Raw genomic sequence first — 3,072 nt, 5'->3', positions numbered from 1 at the left:
GCGAAACGCCGCTTCCGGCGCGTCGACCGACCCACGCCGCACGACGAGCAGGGCAAAGGGCCGGTCGACGAAGGTCAGCGCATCGCGGCTACCTTTATCCATGTCGTGGCCCCGCCTCCCCTCTTCCGCTTCGCCGCTGCATCGCAAGCGCGGCCCCGCCGCGCAAGCCGTCCCGAGAGCGATGCGTCCGAAACGGACACGCCGTCAGATCGCGACCTGGCTACCCAGTTCGACGACGCGGTTGGTCGGCAGGCGGAAATATTCCATCGCGCTTTCCGAATTGCGCAGCATCCATGCGAACAATTTTTCGCGCCAGATCGGCATGCCGGGCTTGGCGGCCGCGATCAAAGTCTGGCGTGACAGGAAGAAGCTCGTCTCGAGCATCTTGAAGGTGCCGCCGCAGCCGGTGACGCGGTGCAGCGCCGCGGGCACATCGACCGGCTGCATGAAGCCATAATGTAGCACCAGCCGGTGGAAGCCTTGCCCCAGATCCTCGAGCGTGCAGAATTTCGCCTCGGGCACGAAGGGAACGTCGGCGATCTTGATCGTCAGCAGGATGATCCGCTCGTGCAGCACTTTGTTATGCTTGAGGTTGTGGAGCAGCGCGTGCGGGACCCCGTCGGCGCTCGACGTCATGAACACCGCGGTGCCGGGGACGCGCGTCGCGCTGTTCGCCGCCGATTTGACGAACACCGGGATCGGCATCGCGCCGTCGGCCATCTCCTGCTGCATCAGCTTGCGGCCGCGCGACCAAGTGGTCAGCATCGTGAAGATCGTCAGACCGATCGCCAGCGGCACCCAGCCGCCGTCGGGCACCTTGATCAGGTTGGCACCGAAATAGGCGATGTCGACGATGAAGAAGACCGCAAGGATCGGCAGCGCCTTCCACGCCGGCCACTTCCAAAGCGTGAACAGCACGACGCTCATCAGACAGGTGTCGATGAACATCGCCCCCGTCACCGCGATGCCATAGGCTGCGGCGAGGTTGCTCGACGATCCGAAGAAGAGGACCAGGATGATGACCATCGTCATCAGGAACCAGTTGACCACCGGGATATAAATCTGCCCCGCTGCCGACGCGCTCGTATGCTCGACGCGCAGGCGCGGGATGAAGCCGAGCTGGATCGCCTGCTGGGTCAGCGAGAAGGCGCCCGAGATCACCGCCTGGCTCGCGATGATCGTCGCGAGCAGCGCCAGGATCACCACCGGCACCTGCCAGGCTTCGGGCATCATCAGGAAGAAGGGATCCTGGATCAGCCCCAGCCGCTGCCCCATCTCGGCCTCGAGCACCATCGCGCCCTGCCCCATATAATTGAGCATCAGCGCGGGCAGCACGAAGAACATCCAGCTGATCCCGATCGGTCCGCGCCCGAAATGCCCCATGTCGGCATAGAGCGCCTCGGCGCCGGTCACCGCGAGCACCACCGCGCCGAGCGCGATGAAAGCGGTAAAGCCGTCGACATAGAAGAAGTTCAGCGCATTCATCGGATTGAGCGTCGCGATGATGATCGACGGATGCTCGACGATATGCATCACGCCCAGCGTCGCGAGCATCAGGAAATAGAGCAGCATGATCGGGCCGAAGAGCATCCCGACCTTCGCCGTCCCGCGCGACTGGATCGCGAACAATGCGATCAGGATCGTCAGCGCGATCGGCACGATATAGGGGTCGAACCCCTTGTTGATATAGCTCAGCCCCTCGGTCGCCGACAGCACCGACATCGCAGGCGTGATCATGCTGTCGCCATAGAAGAGCGCGGTCGCGAACACCCCGAGCAGGATGATCGGCCAGGTCCAGCGCTTCTCGCCCGACGAACGGCTGATCAGCGCGAGCAGCGCCAGGCTGCCCCCCTCGCCCTTGTTGTCGGCCTTCATGATCGTCAGCACATATTTGAAGGTGACGACGAGCATCATCGACCAGAAGACGAGGCTCAGCACGCCATAGATGTGCAGCCGGTCGGCATCGATCGAATGATGCCCGGCAAAGGTTTCGCGGAATGCGTAGAGCGGGCTGGTGCCGATGTCGCCGAACACGACGCCGACCGCGCCGACGGCAAGCTTCAGCTTGCCATCGCCCTGGTGTCCGTGGCCGGTATGGCCATTATCGGCGGCGTCGGGCCCGGCGCCTTCGGCACCGGTTGCCGCCATTTGCGACTCAGCAGTCATCGCGCGCCTTTAGCCCAGCCGTGGGAAAAGACCAGCGATAGTAAGCGCCGCGCGTCACGGCGCCTCGGCGGTCGCGGTATCCGGTGGCGGCGGCGCGTCGGAAGGCGTCTCGGGCGGCAATTGCGGCCCCAGCGCCTGCCGCAGCTGCGCCAGCCGCATCTCGAGGTCGCGCCGCCACGGCGCATCGGCGGGGCTGCGGCGCAGCAACTCGCCCCACACCGCCTCGGCGCCCTTCAGGTCGCCGCCCTGTGCGAGCGCAAGCCCCGCAAAAAAGGGCGGCGCCGGGTGCGTCGGGTCGCGCCGTGCCGCCTCGTCGAACGCCAGCGCCGACGCCGGCGACATCACCCCGCCGCCATGCGCGACCAGCGCATTGCCCAGGCCGACCCACAGGTCGACATTGTCAGGATATTTCTCGAGCCCCTTTTCGAGTGTCTGCGCCGCGAGTTCGGTCTTGCCGGTGCGCGCAAAGCCGTCGGACATGCCCAGCCATTTCGCCGCGGGGCCAAAGCGGTCGGCCATGCCCTGCCGCGGATCGCTCAACACCTCGCCGAAACCCTCATCGTCGGCCGGCGCGGCAACCGGTTTTCCGGGGAGCGAGGGGGTGCCCTGCAGCGCATAGCCCGCCAGCCCCAGCATCACCGCCGCCCCTGCCAGCGGCCGCGCCGCGGCGGGCAGCTTGGCGAGCCACATCATGCCGCCGATCGTCAGCGCTGCGGCGAGCAATATCCACAGCCAGATCATGCCGCGCCCTCCCCGCCGTCCTCGGCCTCGCCGCGCCGGAACCGCCCAAAGGCGAGCCAGCCGCCGGCGATCAGGAACAGCAACGGTCCGATCCACAGGAAGGACGTCGCCAGGTCGAACGGCGGGTCGTAACTCACCCAATTGCCATAGCGCGCGATCAGCCAT

At 66.1% G+C, this 3,072-nt stretch carries 3 protein-coding genes; all 3 read right to left on the bottom strand.

What is annotated here, in order from left to right:
- Positions 1-204: 204 nt before the first annotated feature.
- The 3 genes from B1A78_RS21160 to B1A78_RS21150 all read right to left on the bottom strand — a co-directional run bounded on the left by B1A78_RS21160 (position 205) and on the right by B1A78_RS21150 (position 3,065).
- Entirely contained in the window at positions 205-2,148 is a 1,944-nt protein-coding gene (locus B1A78_RS21160) for a potassium transporter Kup (protein ID WP_077148825.1), read from the bottom strand.
- Positions 2,149-2,220: 72 nt separating this feature from the next.
- A complete protein-coding gene (locus B1A78_RS21155) occupies positions 2,221-2,907 on the bottom strand; it encodes a cytochrome c biogenesis factor (protein WP_077148824.1) in 687 nt (228 codons plus the stop codon).
- Positions 2,904-3,065, bottom strand: a complete 162-nt coding sequence (locus B1A78_RS21150) for a cytochrome c-type biogenesis protein CcmH (protein WP_256839760.1) — start codon at positions 3,063-3,065, stop codon at positions 2,904-2,906. The genes B1A78_RS21155 and B1A78_RS21150 overlap by 4 nt, the downstream gene beginning before the upstream one ends.
- Positions 3,066-3,072 lie beyond the last annotated feature (7 nt).

Origin of the sequence: Sphingopyxis sp. KK2 (genome assembly GCF_001990265.1) — a bacterium.
GTDB lineage: Bacteria > Pseudomonadota > Alphaproteobacteria > Sphingomonadales > Sphingomonadaceae > Sphingopyxis.
The sequence above is the reverse complement of the archived record's forward strand: the minus strand, read 5'-3'. Positions and strand labels throughout refer to the sequence as shown.

Coding starts and splice junctions, on each gene's coding strand:
- B1A78_RS21160 (WP_077148825.1), bottom strand. CDS start 2,148: ATGGCGGCAACCGGTGCCGAAGGCGCCGGGCCCGACGCCGCCGATAAT.
- B1A78_RS21155 (WP_077148824.1), bottom strand. CDS start 2,907: ATGATCTGGCTGTGGATATTGCTCGCCGCAGCGCTGACGATCGGCGGC.